This is a genomic window from Nonomuraea sp. B10E15 (assembly GCF_039871615.1).
In the GTDB taxonomy this organism is placed as follows: Bacteria; Actinomycetota; Actinomycetes; order Streptosporangiales; family Streptosporangiaceae; genus Nonomuraea.
Map to the genome: position 1 here is coordinate 192,661 of NZ_JBDPMB010000016.1, position 18,637 is coordinate 211,297.

Below are 18,637 nucleotides of genomic sequence, written 5' to 3' on the forward strand. Positions count from 1 at the left end.
GTTCTCGCTCCCACCTATTGCCCCGGCTCCCCGTACGTCGAGTCGTACGCCTTCCGCGGTCCGCACACGCTCGCCTTCGAGCAGGCGCACCGTCGCCCCCCGTCGTTGAGCCGCACCACCACCGAGTCGGACGGTACGTTGTGCCCCACCACGGTCCCGGGGCCTTCCGGGGTTTCCACGTTCGTCCCCACTCGGGGCGCCGAGGCGCGGAACTCCTGGTAGAGGGGGTGTTCGTACTTGAGGCAGCACATGAGCCGCCCGCAGGCCCCCGCGATCCGCAGCGGGTTGACCGGGAGGTCCTGGTCTTTGGCCATGCGGACGGACACCGGCTCGAAGTCCTTGAGGAACGTCGCGCAGCACAGGTCGCGCCCGCAGGGGCCGATGCCGCCCTGGAGGCGCGCCTCGTCCCTGGGGCCGATCTGCCGGAGTTCGACCCTGGCCCGCAGGTTGCGGGCCAGGTCGCGGACGAGGGCGCGGAAGTCGACCCGGTGGGGCGCAGAGAAGTAGACGGTGAAGACGTTGTCCTCGTCGAGGTAGTCGACGCCGACGACCTTCATGGGCAGGGTGTGCCGTTTGATGAGGCGTTTGGCCACGCTGCGGGCTTCGGCCCTGCGGCGTTTGTTGGTTTCGTCGCGGGCGAGGTGTTCCTCCTCCGCCGGCCCGGCGCACACCGGCAGTCCGTCGATGTCCTCGCTGCTCCATTGGGGCGCCCACACGCACTCCGCCACCTCTGGACCCGAGTCGGTGGGTACGAGCACCTTGTCGCCCACCTTGGGGCTGTGCCCGCCCGGGTCGAGGTAGTAGAGCCTTCCGTAGCGGGTGAAGCTCACGGCCATGATCATTCCCATGGGCTCGAGCTCGCCTCCTTGACCGGCATCGGGGGTCCTTGCGGCCTTCCGTTGCCACATTACGTGCCCATCCGCGCCGAGAGTCAGGCGCGGCAGATCACCTTTCCGCGCCGCACACCACGTCTGCCGGCAGCGACAGCCCGTAGATGCGCAGGATCGAGATGTTTCGCAGGGCGCACTCACGGCTGTTGACGGAGGCCACCCCCGGCTGCCTTTGGAGCGTGCGAACAACACTGCCCGCGTCGGTCTCCTGCACGAGCTTCAACCTGAAGGATTCCGGCATGTCCTCCACTTTGATGGCGTTCGCCATCTTCTCATCGTCGTTCTGCTTACGGAAGGACCTGTACGCCGCCTCCTGGTCCTCGAAGACGAACGAGTCAACCTCGGGCATGTCCTCGATCAGCTTTTCGATCGCCGTCTTCTGCGCCTCCGTCACCTTCCTCCCTTCCTTCACGACCTCGACGTCCTGCCCATCGGAAGAGGTACGCTTCGCCCCGCACGCAGGCTGGGACGACCCACGGCCGCAGAGGAAAACGCTGACGTCCGCACCATCGGCGAGCTCGGTCTCCATCTGGTCGAGGAAGGCACGATGGGCAGGCACGTCAACGCGGCTGAAGACGCCGGGCAGCTTGGGAAGTGCCGCCCCCACCTGTTCCGGAGCCGCCCCGTCCTTGAGATTGAGCCGGAACGACGGCGGCATGTCAGCCGGCTGGATCCTGGCCAGCAGCGCCTGATCGTTCGCGAATTCCTTGCGGAAGCGTTCGTAGGCGGACACCTGGCCCTCGAAGGCCACCGCCTCGACCTCTGGTTGCCTCCATATCGCCTGCTCAATGGCATGTATCTGTGCAGGCGTGGCTTCGCGGCCTTCACACATTTTCTTCGTGCACAGTCGGATGATCATATCGGCCTGGTCGATCGGGACTGCTTCCGCGTTGGTCGCGACCGCGTGGTTGACGTCGCCCGGTCCGCCCAGCCCCACCGCGGCCGCCGTCCCCGCGAGCACGACCGCCGCGGCCGCCGTCACCAGCCGGTGGTTCAGCCGGAAGCGCCGCTCCGGCGCCCGCAGCGGCCTGAGCGTGCTGGGGTCGAGCGTGGCGCCCGCCTCCGTGAGCGCCTCGCGCAGCCGGTCTTCGGTCGGGCTGTGGTTCATGATTCCTCCCCGAGTGCCCGGCCGAGTGCGGCGAGCCCCCGCGCGATGGTGGATCGGGCCGTGCCGGCGCTGATCCGCATGGTGTCGGCGACCTCCTGGTCGGTGAGGTCGAAGTAGTAGCGCAGGGTGAGGGCCTCGCGCTGCCGGCGCGGCAGCTCGCGCAGCGCCAGCAGCACCTCGCGCCGTTCCTCCCCGAGCATCGCGGCGCTCTCCGCCGACCAGACAGGCGGTTCGTACGGCACCGCGCGCCGGAACGCGGTCGCCCGCCTGCGCAGCACCGACCGGCACCCGTTGAGCACCGCGGAACGTACGTAGGCCAGCGCCTTGTCGGCGTCGCGCAGCCTGCCCCGGCCGGCGTGGGTGCGGGCGAACGCCTCCTGCACGACGTCCTCGGCGCTGGCCTGGTCACCGAGCATGATCAGGGCCAGCCGTACGAGGCCGACGTGGTGCTCGGCGAAGATCGACGCCACGTCCACGCGCTGCCGGGCGAGGGCTTCCTGTTGGGTGAGCAGTTCGACTTCCACGTAACAGAGACGCCTGGCGGCCTCGTCTGCTGCTTCTGTCACCCGGTCATCTCATGGGCGGAGCGCCAGCATCATGGCCTCGATCGCGATCTGGGGGTTGACGTTGGCGGCCAGGCGTTCCCGGCACTGCATGATCGCGTCGATCCGCCGCAGCGTCTCCTCGGGGGTGGACGCCTTGGCCAGCTGGTCGAGGTCGAAGCGGATGTCGTCGTTGGCCAGCTCGATGGCGGCGCCGAACTGCATGGCCAGCACGTCGCGGTAGTAGGACACCAGCTCCAGCAACGCCGAGTCCAGCGAATCGCGTTTGATGCGGGTGGCCCGGGACTTCTGCCGGTCCTCCAGCTCCTTCAGCGCGCCCGCGCCGCCGCGTACGAGCCCCCGGTTGAGCCCTTTGCCCGTGGAGCCCTCGCCGTAGATCTTGCGCAGCTCGGCGGTCTCGTTGTCGTTGAGGGCGGCCGTGGCGGCGGCGGCCTCTTCCTCGGCCGTCTTCACCAGCCGCTCGGCCGCGGCCACGCACTCGCCGACCCCCGTCAGCGCGCGTGGAATGCTCAGCACCGCCTCGCGGCGTGCCCTGGCTCCCTCGTCGAGGGCCAGTGCCCGCGCCCTGCTGACGTGCCCCTGGGCGGCTCTGGCGGCGAACCTGGCGATGTCGTGCGGCACGCTGTCACGGGTGGCCAGCACGTGGGCGACGGCCTCCGTGGCGGGTGTGGTGAGGGTGACCAGCCGGCAGCGGGACCTGATGGTGATCATCAGGTCGTCGGGGGCGGGGGAGCACAACAGCCACACCGTGCGAGGCGGCGGCTCCTCGATGGCCTTGAGCAGGGCGTTGGCGGCCGACTCCGTGGCCCGGTCGGCGTCTTCGAACAGGATGACCCGCCACCGGCCCTGCGTGGGCGCCCCGGCCGCGCGCAGGATGAGCTCGCGGGTCTGCTTGACGCTGTAGGACAGGCCTTCCGGGCGTACGGACTCCAGGTCGGGATGCGAGCCGATCAGCACCTGGTGGCACTGGTCGCAGTGGCCGCAGCCGGCGTCGGGGCACAGCAGCGCCGCGGCGAAGGCGCGGGCGGCCTCTTCCCTGCCCGATCCGGGCGGGCCGGTGAACAGCCAGGCGTGCGTCATGCCCGCGCCGCGCCCGCCCCCGATGACCTCGCCGGCCGCCGCCGCGGCCCGCGAGAGCACGGCGGTGGCTTGGTCCTGACCGACCAGGTCAGCGAAAACCGTCACGAGGCAAGGCTAGTCGCGGATGGCGGGCATCGTGCCGGTGGCGTCTTCTGACTCCCTCGGCACCGGGTCGGGCAGGATCTCGTGGATACGGTCCTGGATCTGGCGGGTGAGCACCTCGGCCGGCAGGGTGCCGTCGACCACGAGGTAGCGCTCGGGCGCCGCGGCGGCCAGCTTGCGGAACTCCTTGCGCACCCGCTCGTGGAACTCCAGCGGCTCCGCCTCGATGCGGTCGGCCGCGCCGCCCAGCCGGGTGAGCCCCACCTGGGGCGGCGTGTCGATGAGGACGGTCAGGTGCGGCACCAGCCCGCCGGTCGCCCAAGCGTTGATCTTGGACACGTCCTCGGGGTCGAGCGCCCGGCCGGCGCCCTGGTAGGCCAGCGAGGAGTCGACGTAGCGGTCGGTGACCACGAGCGAGCCGCGGTAGAGGGCGGGCCTGATCACCTTCTCCACGTGCTCGGCCCGGTCGGCGGCGTAGAGCAGGGCCTCGGCACGGGCCGACAGGCCGCGCTCGGCCGCGTCGAGCAGGATGGCGCGCAGCCGCATGCCGACCTTGGTGGAGCCGGGCTCGCGCGTCTGCACGACGTCGTAGCCCTGGTCGCGCAGCCAGATGGCGATCAGCCGCGACTGGGTGGTCTTGCCCGACCCTTCGCCGCCCTCGAACGCCACGAACAGGCCCGGCACGTGCTCGGCCCGCTCGGTGCCCAGCCGCTCGCCCCGCACCGCGGCGATCAGGTCGGCGGTGAGGGGCACGCCCTTCCTGTCGTCCATGTGGCGCAGCGCGAGGAGGCCGACGGCGGTCGCGAGCACGCCGCCGATCAGCAGCACCAGGTTGGACCCGTCGAACTGGTAGGCGAACTCGCCCAGGTCGAGCACGTGCACGCCGAAGATCGCCGCCACCGGGTTGGCCACGGCGACCACGAGCAGGAGCGTCACGCGCGCGGTGGACTGCAGGAACGCGAACGTACGGCCGCGCAGCCCGTCTTCGACCTCGAGCCCGATCAGCGTGTAGCCGATGATCCAGGCGATGCCCGCGCACGCGCCGAGCACGACGGTCAGCATGACCACGATCGGCAGGTTGTGCACCAGCGCGATCGTGACGAGCACCAGCCCCGCCACGGTGATGGCCAGGCCGAACAGCCGCCTGCGCGACAACTGGCGCAGCAGCCTGGGCCCGAAGAACATGCCCAGCGCCATGCCGACGAAGACCGCGCCGAACACGACGCCGTAGGCCGCGTCGCCGCCGCCGAGCGCACCGACGTAGATCTTGGCGACGCCGACCACGGCCCCGCCGGCGGCGAACGCGCCCAGCATGCCGATGATGAGGCCGCGCACCATCCGGTGGCCGCCGACGAACCGCCAGCCCTCGATGACCTGCTTGAGCACGGACGGCGTGGAGATGGCGCCGTCACGCTTGGGAATGCCGCGCAGCGTGAAGATCAGGAAGGCCGACACGAGGTAGGCGCAGGCGTTGACGATGAGCGCCAGCCCTGTGGCGTCGCGGCCGGACAGGAACGGCACCGTGCTCGTGACCACGTCGCCCACCACGGACAGCGCGGCGAAGAGCATGGCGGCGATCGGCGCGGTGCCGTAGGTGACCAGCAGGTTGAGCTGGTTGGCCGACTCGAGCTGCTCCTTGGGCACCAGGTTGGGGACGGTGGCGTCCTTGGCCGGGACCCAGAACAGGTTGATGCACTCGACCAGGAGGGTCGCGATGATCACCCACTGGTAGCTGTGCACGAACGGGATCGACAACACGATGGCGAACCGGGCGAGGTCGGCCGCGAACATCGTCAGCCGCCGGTCGAACCTGTCGGCGAACACCCCCGCGAGCGGCCCGAGCAGGATGGCGGGCAACATCTTGGCCACGAACACGCCGCCGATGGCCAGCGACTGCACGCGGTAGTCGTCCTGCATCAGGTTTCCGGCCAGCGCGGTCAGCGCCAGGATGTTGAGCCAGTCGCCGAGACTGCACACCGACATGGCGGTCCACAGCCGCCGGAATGGCGCATTGGCCAGCACGTGAGCCGGGCGGCGTCGGCCAGGGGCAGTCATGATTTCAGCGTATCCAGGTGTTGACCGGAAGCGGGCAGTCGGGAGAGAAGCCGGAAATGCCCGGCTGCTCGTGGCTGAGGGTATTACGTCCGCGGGCTGGTGCGCAGGTTTCGCACCTCGAAAGGGGCCCCAAATCCATCATCAATTGACAGCTCCGGCCTCATGTCGCGCCGCCTCCACCAATGGCCGCCATTCGGCGCGGATGTCGGGCGGCAGCTCCAGCTCGTCGAACAGCTCGACCAGCAGCACGCCGTCGACGTGGTCGAGCAGCTCCTGCGGCCCGCCCTCGCACAACAGCGTGGTGTAGGCGACCCGCCGCTGGTCGCGGTCGGCCAGGTCGTGGGCGTGACCGCGCAGCCGCACGACGCCCAGCGCCGCCGCGACCGGCAACCGCCGCAGCCGGCTCGGCACGTGGAACGTGCGCCCGTCGCCGCGCACGCGCGCGGCGAACTCGACCTTCGCCTCCAGCACCAGCCGGAACCCGGCGGCGTCGAGAATGCGCCCGGCCGTCTCCAGCGTCGGCGACTTCCTGCCGTGCTCGTAGGCCGACAGCGTCGTGCGCGAGGTGCCGCTCACGCTGGCCAGGGCCTTCTGGTTGAGGCTCGCGGCATGCCTGGCCTGCTTGAACAGCAGGCCGCCGCGCTCGGCCCAGAGCGCGACCTCCTGCCGCAGCACCCGCTCCACCGGCGACGAACCCACGGCGCACCTCCGACTCGTATCCGGTCGGATACTGTACGCCATCATGGCCCTAGGTGACCAGCGGATTGCGGAAAGTCAGACGCGCAACTCGAGCATCGTGATCTCGGGCGGAGCCCCCACGCGCACCGGCGGCCCCCAGAACCCGGCGCCCCTGGTCACATAGACCGGCACGCCGTCGACCGTGGCCAGCCCCGACACCACCGGCTGCTGCAGCCCCACCACCAGGTTGAACGGCGCGAGCTGGCCGCCGTGCGTGTGCCCCGACAGCTGCAGGTCGACGCCGTGACGGGCGGCCTCGGCGACCTGGATGGGCTGGTGGGCGAGCAGCACGGTGCTCCTGCCCGCCGCGCGCCCGCCGAGAGCCCTGTCGAAGTCCGGAGGGTCGCCCGCGTCCGCCCCGCCGACGTCGTTGACGCCGGCCAGGTCGAGCACGGCGCCCTGGTGCCGGATCTCCACGCGTTCGTTGCGCAGAGAACGTACGCCGAGCTCCGCGAGTTCCTCGATCCACTCGCCGGGGCCTCCGGACACGTAGTACTCGTGGTTACCGGTCACGAAATAGGCCCCGTAGCGGGACTCCAGGCTCTTGAGCGGCCGGGCCAGCGGCCCCAGCTCGGCGACCGGCCCATCCACCAGGTCGCCCACGATCGCCACCACGTCGGCCTCCAGGCCGTTGATCATGCGGACGATGCGCTCGGTGTGCCGCAGCCCTGTCAGCGGCCCCAGGTGTACGTCGCTCACCACGGCGAACCGCAGGCCGCTGAGCCGGGGATCCAGCTTGGGCAGCGTGACCGCGACCCGTTCGGTCACGGGGTCGCCCAGAGCGGTCGTCACGCCGTACCCGACCGTGCCCAGCGCACCCACGCCGGCGACCGCGGCGGTGGCCCGCCCCAGGAAGAGCCGCCTGCTCATCGGAGCCGCCTCCGCCGCGGGAGGCGCGACCGGCTCCTCCTCGGCGGGGCCGCCGGCTCCGGCGAGCACCGGCACCGGCTCTGGCTCGGGCGTCGCGCTCCGCGGAGCGGCCCGGCGCGACAGCAGCGCCACCACGGCCCGCGGGATCTCCAGCACGACCAGGAAGACGACCAGGTAGAACATCACGGCCACCCACAGGTAGCCCGGCCAGGCGAGCCAGTGCCCCCACTCCACCCGCGAGCCCGCGAAAGCCGCGGCCACGAGCAGCACCATGCCCACCAGGCCCCAGGTCAGCGCCTTGCGCAACCGCCCGGGGCCCGTCGTCGAACGCACCATCCGATGCCACAGATAGAAATGCGCGAGCGCGACGACGCCCAGAAACATCAGGACGAACAACACATACTGATGTTACTTACGACTTGGTCGCCTGCTTCTTCGCGGTGGCCTTTTTCGCCGGAGCCTTCCTCGACGACTTCTTCGGCGCGGGAGCCCGCTCACGACGCTCGGCCAGCAGCTCCGCCGCCCGCTCGATCGTGATGTCCTCGACCGTGTCGCCCTTGCGCAGCGACGCGTTCGTCTCGCCGTCGGTGACGTAAGGGCCGAACCTGCCCTCCTTCACCACGACCGGCTTCTTGGAGTTGGGGTCGTCGCCCAGCTCCCGCAGCGGCGCCGCGGCCGCGGCCCGCCGGCCGCGCTGCTTCGGCTGCGCGAACAACTCCTTGGCCTGCTCGATGGTGACCGTCAGCAGGTCTTCCTCGGAGGCCAGCGAACGGGAGTCGGTGCCCTTCTTCAGGTAGGGGCCGAACTTGCCGTTGTAGGCCACGACCTCCTCGCCGTCGAGCTCGCCCACAGGCCTGGGGATGGACAGCAGCTTGAGCGCGTCCTCGAGCGTGATCGTGTCGAGCGACATCGACTTGAACAACGAACTCGTACGCGGCTTCGGTGCATCCGCCTTCTTGCGCTTCTTGGGAGCTTCGTCCTCGGCCGGCTCCGGCAGGACCTCCGTCACGTAAGGCCCGTAACGGCCGTCCTTCGCCACGACCGTGTGGCCGGTCGCCGGGTCCTTCCCCAGCTCCCTGTCACCCGTCGGCCGCGAGAACAGCTCCTCCGCCTTCTCCGCCGTCAGCTCGTCGGGCGTCATGTCCTCGGGCACGTTGACCCGCGAGCCGTCACGGTCGAGATAGGGGCCGTAACGCCCGACCCGCAGCACGATGTCGGTGCCCTTCACCGGGAACGAGCTGATCTCCTTGGCGTCGATGTCGCCGAGGTCGGTGACCATCTCCTTCAGGCCCTCGTCGCCGTCGACACCGTAATAGAAGCGCTGCAGCTCCGGCACCCGCTCCGCCCGGTCGTTGGCGATGTCGTCGAGCACCTTCTCCATCTCGGCCGTGAAGTCGTAGTCGACCAGGTTGCCGAAATGTTGCTCGAGCAGGTTGACCACCGCGAACGCCAGGAACGACGGCACCAGGGCCGTGCCCTTCTTGAACACGTAGCCGCGGTCGAGGATCGTGCCGATGATCGAGGCGTACGTCGACGGCCGCCCGATCTCGCGATCCTCCAGCTCCTTGACCAGCGACGCCTCGGTGTAACGGGCGGGCGGCTTGGTCGAGTGGCCGGCCACGTCGAGCCGGGTGACGGTGAGCGCGTCGCCCTCGGCCAGGTTGGGCAGCCGCTTCTCCGAGTCGTCGCGGTCGGTCGACGGATCATCTGACCCCTCGACGTACGCCTTGAGGAACCCGTAGAACGTGATCGTCCGCCCCGAGGCGCTGAACTCGACGTCCTCGCCCCCCGACGACCGGCCGGCCACCTTCACCGTGATCGACTCGCCGACCGCGTCCTTCATCTGCGAGGACACCGTACGCTGCCAGATCAGCTCGTACAGCCGGAACATGTCGCCCGACAACCCGGTCTCGCCCGGCGTGCGGAACTCCTCGCCCGACGGCCTGATCGCCTCGTGCGCCTCCTGCGCGCTCTTCACCTTGCTGGCGTAGACGCGGGGCTTGTCGGGGACGTACGCGGCGCCGTACAGCTTGATCGCCTGTGAGCGCGCGGCCGCCACCGCCGTCTCCGACAGCGTGATGCTGTCGGTACGCATGTAGGTGATGAAGCCGTTCTCGTAGAGCCGCTGCGCCACCTGCATGGTGTATTTCGCGGAGAACCCCAGCTTCCTGCTGGCCTCCTGCTGCAGCGTGGTCGTCCTGAACGGCGCGTAGGGCTTGCGGGTGTACGGCTTGCGCTCGACCGACTTGACCCCGAATGACGAACCCCGCAGCCGGCCCGCCAGCTCGCCCGCGGCGGCCTCGGACAGGTGGAGCACGTCGGCGTTCTTCAGCCGGCCCGTGCTGGTGAAATCGCGCCCCTGCGCCACCCGCTTGCCGTCGACCACGGTCAGCGTCGCGGTGAAGTCGCGCGGCCGCTCCTCCGCCTTGCCGGTGTCGAACAGCGCCTGCAGATCCCAGTAGTGGGCGGACGTGAACGCCATACGGTCGCGCTCGCGCTCCACCACCAGCCGGGTCGCCACCGACTGCACGCGGCCCGCCGACAGGCGCGGCTTGACCTTCTTCCACAGGACGGGGCTGACTTCGTAGCCGTAGAGCCGGTCGAGGATGCGCCGGGTCTCCTGGGCGTCGACAAGGCGCAGGTTGAGGTCGCGCGGGTTGGCCACGGCGTCCTGGATCGCCTGCTGGGTGATCTCGTGGAAGACCATGCGGTGCACCGGGACCTTGGGCTTGAGCACCTCGCGCAGGTGCCAGGCGATCGCCTCGCCCTCGCGGTCCTCGTCAGTGGCCAGATAGAGCTCGTCGGCATCCTTCAGCAGCTGCCGCAGCTTGTTGACCTGCGATCGCTTGTCTGGGTTGACGACGTACAGCGGCTCGAACTCGTGCTCGACATTCACCCCGAGGCGGGCCCAAGGCGCACCCTTGAACTTCTCGGGAATGTCGTCGGCCTTCTCCGGCAGATCGCGGATGTGGCCGATGCTCGATTCGACGATGTAGCCGCGCCCGAGGTAGCCCGCGATGGTCTTCGCCTTGGCGGGCGACTCGACTATCACCAGGCGTGTTCCGCCGGCGCTGCCGTTCTTGGCTGGCACGCTGCTTCCTACCTCGCTGTTCGCTAGCTATCCCCCTGCCGGGAGTCGGCACAGACTGAAAGGTAACCCGACTCGCGGAAATTTCCTTCCCCCCGGGCTACCCACTGGCTTCCGGGTCCACCCACAAGCACGCAGAATAAGGCTCATCGAGCGGCATGGCGCCCTGACTCACTCTGGAGACTAATCGTTGTGCTCGACTACTCCTACATGGATATCTTCATTCCGCGCGACCTCACTCGCGAAGCCGCACGTCAACTGCTGACCGAACACGCAGAGTACGGTCAGTGGGAGCTCGCGCGCGTACGCGTGCACCCCGACGGCAGCCGACACGTACGCCTGCGCCGGAAGGTCATGCGAGTCCGGCGCACGTTTTGAAGGGTGACATGTTGCACGCGGACATGTTGCACGCGGACATGGCTTTGCCCGCCCCGGGCCGCGCCCCCGGAACGGGCAAAGCATCTCTCGCTGACCGCTCGCCGGACGCGAGCGTCAGCCGATCTGGTCAGGCGCTGTTACGCACCTGCTGTGCCCTGCGCAGCGCCTGCGGCGTCCTGCTCAGTGCCTGCGGCCCGGACGGAACCGGCGGGCAGTCGCGAACAGGGTGGCCGAGGCGGCGAACAGCCCACCGAGCATGAGGGCGAGCAGCGAGCTGGAGTTCATCCCCGTCACACCGGCCGGCTGCTCGGCGCTCATCAGGCCCAGGTTTCCGACAGGCAGGTTACGGGTGGCGGAGGTCACCACGCCGCCGGCCGGGGTCGAGGCCACCAGCGACGTCGCCGGAGCGAGCGGGGAGGCGGCGGCGCCGGAAGGCCGGGCGTGACCGGACCTGTCGGCCGGGGCCGCGGTCCGCTTCTTCGGCTTGGCCGGCGTCACGACGGTCCGCTTGGGCGCGGCCGGGGTCTTCGCCTGGGCGGGCAGCCCGGGCAGGCCGGGCACACTCGGTAGGCCGAGTGTGCGGGAGGCGTCATCGAGGAGGGGCAGCGAGGTCAGGCCGCCGCCCTGCAGCTTGGCGACGTCGCCGACGCCGCCGAAGTCCGGCGTCCCGCCCAGGGCCGGCATGCCCGGGATCACGGGCAGCACGCCGCCCTTGGCCGCCGCGGTCTTGGCGGTGGTGCGGGCGAAGCGCTGGTGGCCGCTGAGTCCTCCGTGCCCCGGCTTGCCGACGTGCGCCCCGCCCAGGCATCCGGCCGCGGCATCGCCCAGGACGGCCACCGCGTTGCCGCAGACGTTGATCGGCGCGGTGATCGGGGCGATGACCTGGTTGCCGCCGAGGATGCTCGCGTTGCCCGAGGTGCGGTTGCCGCCCGTGCCCCTGCCGGGCTCCTTCACGTGGGCGCCGCCCTTGCAGCCGGCGAACGCGCGGCCGACCAGCGCCACGGCGTTGCCGCAGACGTTGACCGGCGCGGTGATCGGCGCGATGACCTGGTTGCCGCCGAGGATGCTCGCGTTGCCCGAGGTGCGGTTGCCGCCCGTGCCCCTGCCGGAGTTGTGTACGGTCGCCCCTCCCGCGCATCCGGCCGTGGCATTGCCCACGGCGTTGCCGCAGACGTTGATGGGCAGGGTGATCGGCGCCACCACCTGGTTGCCGCTGCCGACCCCGAACCGGCCGTCGGTGTCGTTGCCCCGCGAGCCCACGTGACGGCCCTTGTGGTGGTAGCCGCGCTTGGGGTCGCCGTTGGTGACCGACGACCCGCCCTTGCAGCCCGAGAACGCCCGCCCGACGACCGCCACCGAGTTGCCGCAGATGTTGATCGGGGCGCTGATCGGCGCGACGACCTGGTTGCCGCCGAGAATGCTCGCCCGCCCCGAGGTGCGGTTGCCGCCCGGGCCGCCCTTGCCGGAGTTCTTCACCGTGGCGCCGCCCTTGCAGCCCGCCGTCGCGTCGCCGAAGATCGCGACCGCGTTTCCGCAGGCGTTGATCGGGGCGCTGATGGGCGCGGTGACCTGGTTGCCGCCGAGGATGCTCGCATCGCCCGACGTACGGTTGCCGCCCGTACCGCCCCGGCCCTGGTTGCGCACCTCAGCGCCACCCTTGCAGCCCGCGTCGGACCTGCCGATCAGCGAGACGGCGTTGCCGCAGGCGTTGATCGGGGCGCTGATCGGCGCGTCGACCTGGTTGCCGCCGAGAATGCTCGCGTTACCCGACGTGCGGTTGGGGATGCCGCCACCGCCGCGGTTGTTCACGACCTCGGCGCCGCCCTGCGAAGAGGCCTGCGACGAGCCGACCGCCGCGACGGAGTTGCCGCTGATGTCGATGGGCAGCGAGATCGGCAGGTCGACCTGGTTGCCGCCGCCGATGGACGCGTCGCCCGAGGTGTCGGCCAGCGCGGTGCCGCTGCCGCCGAACGACATGACGGCCACCGCGAGAAGGGCCGCAGGGGTCGATGCCTTCGCCCACGTACGCATATCGATGCTCCTTGTGGTTCTTGGGGGGATTACCTGAACAGCTCGCGGACAGCCCGAGGCCGTGCGAGGTTTCGCGCACAGCGGAGACCTCGGATTCGCGAACCAGCTGAACTGACGTGTTCACCCGCCGGCGGAGGGGATCAGAGCCGCGCTCCGCCGCGATTACTTGGAGAAGGGCCCGGCGTCGCCTTGCCCGCGACGTCTTCCGTCGCGCGTGACCGGCCGGTACCCGGGCGGGGATCAGTCAGGTGAGAAAGAAGGGTCGTCCGCCGCTGTGCGGACGACGGGGGGAAGCACGTACGCCAGAGGTGCACGCCGCGCCTCGAGCCGCGGGTCGAACCCTGACCTCGCGTCATCCCCGGTGGCGGACCCGAAAGGGCCGCTGCCACCGCCGTTGGGCACCAAGCCGTTGGTGTCCAGGATCTGGCCGGCGGTGGACGGTGTCGGCAGGCCAGGATCCTGCTGGCTGTTGAGGCCGTCGACCGTGCGCCCCGCCATGGCTTCGGCGTTGTCGGACGCCGAGACGTGGTCAGGGTCGAGGGAGGCGGCCGACGCGCCGACTTCTGTGACCGCGGAGGGGACCGCGGCCGTTTCGGTCACGGGAAGCCCCGCGGCCGATGTCGCAGACGCGGAAAGATCCGCGGCCGCCGTTGCAGACGCGGGAAGCCCCACGGCTGTTGTTGCGGACGCTCCCGTCGCCGCGGTGGAGTCCGCGGCCGCCGGAGCGGCGGTGAGCATACCGAACAGAACAGCGAGCAACCACCCGGCGGCTACCAGGAAGCCGACCGCGGTTGCCCGCATGACGAGCCGACGGGCACCGGCCGCGAACCGCGCCATCCGGTCGACCCGATCGGTGGCCGTGTCCTGCCCCTGGGAGGTCACGGGCAGGCGACGCACAACGAGGGACTTCTCCCTCGGCTGATGCATCGCCGCGCGCGCCACGTGACCTCCCGCTATCCAGAACCGGCCCAGTGTGGATGGAGCCGGTCCGTGGACTCTCACCCCTCAACGGTCCGTAACCGTAGCAGTACCCAAGGTTGTCGCAAGGCCTTTTCACCGCGACCCCAGAAATTCACCAACGCCACACAGCCCAAACCATCCCCAACTGGGCCAATGCGCTCTGGCGTACGTCATGAGCGGCCCATCAGCGACCCCGCGACGGGCCATCACCCGGCATTCCCGCGCCCCCAGAGCCACCTTTCGGCAGGAGGCCGGATTCTCGGTATGACGCACCCCTCAGAGTTTGCTAGCCTTACTGAGCCGACGCGGGATGACGGTCCCGCGTGCAGGCACCAAGTCCGGGTGGCGGAATAGGCAGACGCGCTAGCTTGAGGTGCTAGTGCCCAGTGATGGGCATGGGGGTTCAAGTCCCCCCTCGGACACACACCGCTCGCACATGTGGGGGTTCCGGTTCGATCCGGGCCTCCACATATTGCTTTTCTGGGTAGTACGTGAGCTTCAGTCCGAGCTGGCTGTAGAGCTGGGCCTTGTCGTCCGGGTCCGCTTCCGAGACCAGCCGGACTAGGTCCCCGACCTCCTCGATCATGGCCCTGATCTCGGCGGCGCTGATGCGTTGTGCGGCTGGGACGGCCTTCAACTCACCTTCCAGGCGGGCGCGTTCGCTCTTCGTCTCGTTGATCCATGAGGAGATCTCGATCGGGTCGCCTCCGGCGTCGAGGGCGGATCGGTACTGGTTGAGCTTGCGATCACACTGCGACAACCGCTTCCGCAGACCGATCAGAGCCGCCTCGTTCGGGTCGATCACTTGCTCGGCCATCGCCGCGATCGTGTGCTCCAATCTGTCCGGGCCGAACGCGGTCCCCAGCCAGCCATCGACCTCACCCAAGATCTCCGACTCGCGCAGGTAGACGACCTTGGGATGGTCGAGGTCGTTGGTGATGGCGTACTGGGCAGGAAAGCGGCACCGGTAGTAGGCCTGCCGGTTGTTCCAGTTCCCCTGCATCCGGCGCTCGCAGTAACCGCAGAACAGCACACCCCGGAAGGCGTACGGACGCCGGGTGGGGTGAGGACGCTGGCTGAATGTGCCCCTGGCACGCGTGGCGAGAATCTCCTGGACCCGCTGGTACTCCTCGACGCTCACGATCGCGTCATGGACCGGATGCTCCGACCAGATCCACTGGTCCTTGGTGTTCCACCGCTGCTTGGTCGTCGTCCCCAGCGCGACGTTCTCCACATCCAGGAGAATCTCATCCTTGCGCTGCTTGTTCCACACCTGATGGCCGGTGTAGCGCGGGTTAGTGAGGATCACTCGGACGGCGTACTTCGACCACGCGTTCTGATTGCGGTGCTTGTTCCGCCCAGGATCGCTGGCCGACGGCGACAGAATGCCCTGCAGCGTCAACTCCTCGGCGATGTCCAGATACCCCCGCCCTCTGAGGAACTCGCTGTAAATCCACCGCACCACCCGCGAGGTGACCGGATCGGCCACCAGCCGCCGCAGCCTCCGCCCGTCGGCCGCCTTACCGGGGTTCGGATGCGGACCGGCGTCTTGGAGGCTGTACCCGTACGGCGGACGCCCGCCCAGAAATCTGCCTTCGGTCGCGGTGATCGCCGCCATCGCGGCACGTACCCGGATCTTGATCCGGTTTCGCTCGCCTTTCGACAGCCCGCCGAAGACGCCCATAATCATGTCGTGGGCCTCGTTCGCCGGATCGATCGGCCCGCCCACCTCGGGCACCCACAACGGCACACCGAAGTGCTCGAACAACGGGAACGTCAGGCTGTACTGGTTGCCGTAGAAGGCCCGCTGCGGCTCCCCGATCACGACCGCGTCGAAGCCCCGCCGAGGGTCCTTCAGCTCCTCGATCAGCGCCGCCGCGTGCGGCCGGAGCTGCCAGGGGATGGAGCGGGACTTGTCGACGTCGAAGAACTCCGCGACGATCTCCCCGCCCCGCGACTCGATCAGCGCCCGCGCCCGATGCAACTGCCAGGCCCGTGACGCCTCCGGATCCTGGTTGTCCTCGGTCGACACCCGGCCGTAGAAGCCGAACCTGATCGTCATCTCTGCTGCTCCTTCGCAGTCTGCGGCTGCTTCACGCGGGCGGCGGCCTTGAGCAGGATCCGCAGCAGCACGCCGGCCGTGCCGGGGGTGAGCCTGAGCTCCTCCACCGGCACGACCAGCCGCAGCCCGTGATCTGCGCCGCTCACGACCCGCCCCGGTTCGGAACGGGTCCCCGCGTCCACCGGCGACCGGATCGGGCCCTACGGGCCCGCCCACCCCCGGCGGCCCTACATGACCGCTCGCCTCGACCACCCGTGTCAACGACCGCCTGGACACAACTTCTCACCAGGCGAGACCCGGACCGCCGTGCACAGCCTGTGGACGGCGACGGGCTGCGATTGAGGACCGTCGAGCTGTGATGAAGTGTCGCCCTCAACCTTCATCACCTCGCTTGCGCAGAATGAGAAGATCCTCATGCGCCGCAGCGCACACCGGCTGCCCCTTCTCCTGACCCCTCCAGGCCTCCAGCATCTGGAAGAACGACGCCCGGGGCACCAACCGGCCATCACGCAGACCGCACAGCAAAGCCGCCAAACGGTGAGTGAGGACCAGACCAGCCGCCTCCGCGGTCTCGATGACCTGACCAGGGAGGTCAACGAGCCGCCCGCTGACCCGGATCGGCCGAACGGTGATGGCGACGACTCCGCCGGGCCGCAACAGTTCCCCGCATCCGACGAGGATCTGCCCGAAGCCCTCCATCAGCTGAGGCAACGGCCGGTGAGCGAGGTTCCCCTTGTCCTTGGAGTACCGGTGGTTCGACTTCTCCACCGGCCCGCCACCCTCCCGGCTCCCGCAGCGGACATGCCCGTGCGTCCGCACCCCATAGGGCGGAGAGGTCAGCACCAGCGCGGCCGTACCTCGCAGGTTCGCGAAGACGGCCGCGATGTTCCGCGCGTCGCCGCAAGCCACCCGGGCGAATCCCGTCGCCCCTTGCGAACGAGCGTGCTGAACATTGGCAGCGGTGAGACCGGCGAAGTCCGCCTCGTACTCCATCCCCGCCGCGTGCCGCCCCAGATGCGTCGCCTCCACCAGCGTGGTCCCGATCCCGCACATCGGATCCACCACCAGCTCGCCCGGCTCAGTGAACACCGAGATCACCTGGGCGGCGATCGACGGGAGCATCTTGCCCGGATGCCTCATCGACTCCGCGACATACCGACCACGCCGCTGCACCCTCGACTGCAGCTGACCCGTGGCCAGGACCGACGGCAGAACGCTCTCGTTCATCGAGCACCTCCGGCGCTACGAGCGAACAGGCAGACGTCCGCGTGCACCGACACGACCGGCGGCAACTCCGCCGACTGGGCACGGCGAAGCTGTCCCAGCTCCGCCGGATCGGCCTGGACAACCAGCGCGTCACCCTCCACCGGGACGCGCACCGCGATGACATGCTGCACGTAGGCCAGCCCGGCCGCGCCTGCCCGCCGGATGATCCCCGGCGCCAGGTCCACCAGCCTCCCCCGCTCATGCCGCGCCGTCGTGATCACCGCCAAGTGACCGCCCGGCGCGAGAACATGCCGCGCATCCTCCAGGAACCGACCGAGCTGCGGCATCGCAAGCATCGGTTGCTCCGCCTTGCACGAAGGACACGACGCCGACGCCGGACCGGCCGGTCGTCCGGTCTCCGGGTAAGGCGGAAGCGCCGCGATCAACAGCTCAACCCGACCTTGGAGACCAAGCAGTGCCTCGCGGAGTTGATGTGGCCCGTAGGGACGTAGCCTCACCGCCGCCCGCTGATCCGCCGCGAGTTCCTGCCGCAGACGGCCGGCGAGCTGCTGCGCATCCGGGAGACGCGGAACACATCCGACGCCCAGCCGCTCCATGCCTGCCGCTGTGACAAGCACCGTCTCGCTCGTCGGGAAGACATCCGCTACGACGCCACCCGGACGGGAGCAGGCGCCGATCAAGTGCCGGGACAGTTCCCGCCCTACGGCCTGGCGATGCCGACCGCATACCGTCTCGGTAACGCGCGGATGCTCCTTGATGCCGGGCTCTCCGGGGGTGGCGTCGGGACACAGCCACACCGAAAGCGGCACCAACCGCCTCTCAGCAGTCCGCGACCGCTTCGACTGCGGTTTCTCGTTCTCGCTCATCTACGGTGACCCATGACGGTCACCCGCTCCCATGTACTGAAACACTCACTGGCCAGTGCTGATTGGAACCGTCCGCGTCCTTCAAGTCCTCCAGCAGCCACAGATCCGATGTCTTGAGGCCATAAACTCTTCCGGCCCAAGCACATGGCATCTCAACCTTCGTTGTGCATCGGTTCTGTACGACTACGTCCAGCCATCGATTGGAGGGCAGCGGGCGTCCGAGAACAGGCTCCAGCATCACCACATCGACGCTGCGCAAGCTGCGCTCTGCGAGTTCCAGCTCACTGACGTCTCAACTGCTCGCTGATCATGGTCGACGCCCATCCGCCCTTCGGCGGCTACACGAGAGGGCTGCTGCTGCGGGTCGCCAATGGGGTCGTGCCAACCTGAAACCGCAGGCCAGGGGACTTGCCTGATCGTGGTTGGGTGTACTCGGGCTGGTGATGCGTGGGAATCATGATGAGTGATCGTCCGCCATCAGCGGATCAATGTTTCTCACCGATTCCACCGCAGCCGATCACAGCCACCCTCTAGTATCCGTATCCGTGTGGTTATCCATGGTAATCGCCGGAGGTGAGGCAGGGTGTCATCGCTGCTGGAACGGATCGCCGCCCGCCGT

General features: G+C 69.3%; 15 protein-coding genes and 1 tRNA gene. 2 read left to right on the forward strand and 14 right to left on the reverse strand.

The features are described from left to right. Nucleotides 1-14: 14 nt before the first annotated feature. The 8 genes from ricT to topA form a co-directional block, all read right to left on the reverse strand. Nucleotides 15-842, reverse strand: a complete 828-nt coding sequence (gene ricT, locus ABGB14_RS34720; protein ID WP_347648093.1) for a regulatory iron-sulfur-containing complex subunit RicT — start codon at nucleotides 840-842, stop codon at nucleotides 15-17. A gap of 103 nt (nucleotides 843-945) precedes the next feature. Beyond that, entirely contained in the window at nucleotides 946-1,998 is a 1,053-nt protein-coding gene (locus ABGB14_RS34725; RefSeq protein ID WP_347648072.1) for a permease-like cell division protein FtsX, read from the reverse strand. Beyond that, nucleotides 1,995-2,564, reverse strand: a complete 570-nt coding sequence (locus ABGB14_RS34730) for a sigma-70 family RNA polymerase sigma factor (RefSeq protein ID WP_347648073.1) — start codon at nucleotides 2,562-2,564, stop codon at nucleotides 1,995-1,997. Before ABGB14_RS34730 ends, ABGB14_RS34725 begins: the two co-directional genes overlap by 4 nt. 9 nt (nucleotides 2,565-2,573) lie before the next feature. Further along, the gene (locus tag ABGB14_RS34735) at nucleotides 2,574-3,746 is read right to left on the reverse strand and encodes a DNA polymerase III subunit delta' (protein ID WP_347648074.1); all 1,173 of its coding nucleotides are present in this window, start codon (nucleotides 3,744-3,746) and stop codon (nucleotides 2,574-2,576) included. Nucleotides 3,747-3,755: 9 nt separating this feature from the next. Continuing rightward, nucleotides 3,756-5,798, reverse strand: a complete 2,043-nt coding sequence (gene tmk / locus ABGB14_RS34740; RefSeq protein ID WP_347648075.1) for a dTMP kinase — start codon at nucleotides 5,796-5,798, stop codon at nucleotides 3,756-3,758. 141 nt (nucleotides 5,799-5,939) lie between these two features. Then, nucleotides 5,940-6,497, reverse strand: a complete 558-nt coding sequence (locus ABGB14_RS34745; RefSeq protein WP_347648076.1) for a helix-turn-helix domain-containing protein — start codon at nucleotides 6,495-6,497, stop codon at nucleotides 5,940-5,942. A gap of 75 nt (nucleotides 6,498-6,572) precedes the next feature. Continuing rightward, nucleotides 6,573-7,805 (reverse strand): metallophosphoesterase, encoded by a 1,233-nt coding sequence (locus ABGB14_RS34750; protein WP_347648077.1) that lies wholly within the window; start codon nucleotides 7,803-7,805, stop codon nucleotides 6,573-6,575. A gap of 13 nt (nucleotides 7,806-7,818) precedes the next feature. Next, nucleotides 7,819-10,497: a type I DNA topoisomerase gene (topA, locus tag ABGB14_RS34755; RefSeq protein ID WP_347648078.1), complete on the reverse strand. Its 2,679-nt coding sequence runs from the start codon at nucleotides 10,495-10,497 to the stop codon at nucleotides 7,819-7,821. Between the two features lie 189 nt (nucleotides 10,498-10,686). On the opposite strand from topA, the gene ABGB14_RS34760 reads away from it, so the two are divergent. Continuing rightward, a complete protein-coding gene (locus tag ABGB14_RS34760; protein WP_132517675.1) occupies nucleotides 10,687-10,872 on the forward strand; it encodes a DUF5703 family protein in 186 nt (61 codons plus the stop codon). 180 nt (nucleotides 10,873-11,052) lie between these two features. On the opposite strand, the gene ABGB14_RS34765 is transcribed toward ABGB14_RS34760, so the two are convergent. After that, on the reverse strand, nucleotides 11,053-12,903 hold the full coding sequence (locus ABGB14_RS34765) for a chaplin family protein (protein WP_347648079.1): 1,851 nt from the start codon (nucleotides 12,901-12,903) through the stop codon (nucleotides 11,053-11,055). A gap of 240 nt (nucleotides 12,904-13,143) precedes the next feature. Continuing rightward, entirely contained in the window at nucleotides 13,144-13,845 is a 702-nt protein-coding gene (locus ABGB14_RS34770; protein ID WP_347648080.1) for a hypothetical protein, read from the reverse strand. Nucleotides 13,846-14,199: 354 nt separating this feature from the next. Between ABGB14_RS34770 and ABGB14_RS34775 the strand changes: the two genes are divergently transcribed. After that, a tRNA-Leu gene (locus ABGB14_RS34775) sits at nucleotides 14,200-14,285 on the forward strand. Here ABGB14_RS34775 and ABGB14_RS34780 read toward each other — a convergent pair. The 4 genes from ABGB14_RS34780 to ABGB14_RS34795 form a co-directional block, all read right to left on the reverse strand. Then, nucleotides 14,267-15,925: a recombinase family protein gene (locus ABGB14_RS34780; protein WP_347648081.1), complete on the reverse strand. Its 1,659-nt coding sequence runs from the start codon at nucleotides 15,923-15,925 to the stop codon at nucleotides 14,267-14,269. The two genes, ABGB14_RS34775 and ABGB14_RS34780, sit on opposite strands and share 19 nt — an antisense overlap. Further along, nucleotides 15,922-16,071, reverse strand: a complete 150-nt coding sequence (locus ABGB14_RS34785) for a hypothetical protein (protein ID WP_347648082.1) — start codon at nucleotides 16,069-16,071, stop codon at nucleotides 15,922-15,924. Before ABGB14_RS34785 ends, ABGB14_RS34780 begins: the two co-directional genes overlap by 4 nt. 226 nt (nucleotides 16,072-16,297) lie before the next feature. Further along, nucleotides 16,298-17,152: a DNA methyltransferase gene (locus ABGB14_RS34790; protein WP_347648083.1), complete on the reverse strand. Its 855-nt coding sequence runs from the start codon at nucleotides 17,150-17,152 to the stop codon at nucleotides 16,298-16,300. After that, entirely contained in the window at nucleotides 17,149-18,018 is an 870-nt protein-coding gene (locus tag ABGB14_RS34795) for a hypothetical protein (RefSeq protein ID WP_347648084.1), read from the reverse strand. Before ABGB14_RS34795 ends, ABGB14_RS34790 begins: the two co-directional genes overlap by 4 nt. Nucleotides 18,019-18,637 lie beyond the last annotated feature (619 nt).